This is a genomic window from Agromyces sp. NPDC029043, assembly GCF_055564615.1.
Genome location: NZ_JBVHVX010000057.1, coordinates 1 through 2,044 on the forward strand (window position 1 = coordinate 1; position 2,044 = coordinate 2,044).

The 2,044-nt window shown below is 63.2% G+C and carries 1 protein-coding gene and 1 pseudogene; one reads left to right on the forward strand and one right to left on the reverse strand.

The window, feature by feature from the left end; translation table 11 throughout:
- Positions 1-586, forward strand: a 586-nt coding sequence (locus ACZ4TW_RS23945; RefSeq protein WP_279941316.1) for a hypothetical protein, incomplete at its 5' end; no start/stop codon positions are given.
- Positions 587-1,218: 632 nt separating this feature from the next.
- Here ACZ4TW_RS23945 and ACZ4TW_RS23950 read toward each other — a convergent pair.
- Positions 1,219-1,809, reverse strand: a pseudogene (locus tag ACZ4TW_RS23950) (transposase); the annotation flags it as partial.
- Positions 1,810-2,044 lie beyond the last annotated feature (235 nt).

Sequence of the window (2,044 nt, forward strand, 5' to 3'; positions counted from 1 at the left end):
AAGACCATTCGCAACTTCAACGCCCACCGGCCCCACCGCCGGTAAGCATCTCCCGAGAACACGACGTCACGCATCTCCTGAGACCGCACACGTCACCGTGGTTCGATCGCATCGTCGAGACATTGTGATGCGGAAATTCCGGCGCGTCGCCGAGGTCGACGTCGTGAACGGACGAGGCGGTGACGGAGGCGTGGACGTCTCCGTCACTTACCCCGACGGCCGGCTCGTTATCTACCAGTTGAAGTATTACCCCGAGGGCATGTCCGGCGGGTTCGTGGGACGTCGAGACAAAGTCAAGAAGTCCTTCGTGCGGGCGGTGAAGGAACAGGAGCCGCACGAATGGGTTCTGGTAGCCCCATGCAGCAACTTCACCACCCCCGAGAAGGGCTACATAAGACGCCTGCCCGAAGCCTTCACTCCAGCGGGGAAACGTCGACCCACTGTGGGATGGATGGGTCGCGCAGAGCTCAATCAGATGCTCATCGACTATCCCGAAGTGGACCGATGGTTGACGCTCAACCACTACCGACGCACCCGGCAGATCTTCGAGCAGGAACAGACCGCAGCCCAGCGGTTGGAATGCTAATGGAGATCCGGTTCCTCGAGGACGGTGAAGTCGTAGCCGCCGAGGAAGGAACGGTCACGGAGGTCCGCCAAGGAACTCACGGCTTAACCAGCGTGATGTCGTTCTGTGGGAGCCGGCTCACGGTGGCCGCAGAGATTCCGTATCGAGCCACGTCCGGCCAAGCGTCGTCGATGGACGTCGGATACAAGATTCGCGGGCTCAGTCCGCGCTCTGTCGCCGAACTGTTCAAAGTTCTTCTCGGCCTTCGCACATCCAAAGAGGTCGAGTTCCACATCGACGGCCGATTCCTGACCAAATACGGCCGATCTAGCGACGAAGTTGACAACGAAGACCCCGACTTGAAAGAGCAACTCATGGTCTACCGGTTCGCTGAGGACCTGGCCGCAGTCCTCGCATATACAAGGCAGAGCATGACGCTTCCCAACGGCTTCAGTGGGAACGACCGGGTCCATGCCCGGGTTGCCCGACTGCTACTTGATGGCCACATTGTGGCCTCGGCCCTGGCGCGAGGAGTCCGCGGACGCCTTCCCGACAGCGCTGAGCCCACCCAGGAGATCCGCAACACCCTGACAGAACGACGAAACATCCACTGGCCGGCTGGCCGGTACACCGCTCCGATCGTGGGCCGGAACTTTGACCTTCAAACGCTGGGAGATCTGCTCTGGACTCCACGCCGGCGACCACCGCCGGTCGGCACGGTGCGGCTTGTTGAGCCCCTTCCACGGTGGTGGCGTGGGGCCCGCAGCGATCGTGCCATCGGGACGGCGGACAACGCCGGCCAGGCGGTGCTGTACGTACTCCCGCAACTCGACGTGGGCCACGAGCTTCGCTGTTTTCGGGCGCTTGGCGGCCTGCTGGGCTTTCCACTGCGCCACCAACGCCCGATACTCAAGCTTCCCGCTCCTGGTTGCGGCGTTGCGCCGTAGCTCACGCGAGATCGTGGCCGGACTGCGCCCGATCCGCCGTGCGATCTCACGCACCCCACAATCCTGAACGCGAAGCAGCGCGATCTCTTCCCGTTCCGCGAAGGATAGATAGCGGCCCGAAGGCTCATCCAGACTCAGCGGCCTCATACCGCCAGCGTGGCGGAACCACCGTGTACCCACCGGCACCGACACACCGACAGCGATCGATGCCTGCGCCGTGCTCACCCCCGTCGCGACCACCCGCCAAAACTCACGTTGCACCTGCCGCGACGGCTCCGGCCGCCCCGGCGATCGCATCGCCGGCCGAAGTGCACGATCAGCACGCCACTGTCGACGAACACCTACCGGCACATCGCTGGTCTTCCTGCTCCAGTCCGCTGTAACCACGCCGCACACCTCCGAGAATCAGGGTGTTGCGACGACCAGTTGAATCCGCCCGTCGACCCACGATCGGTGTGGAAAATCAGCTTCTGCGCATCGTCATCACGCCATATCGCCTGCATACCGCCCCGCGTGGCGACCGCCATCTCGA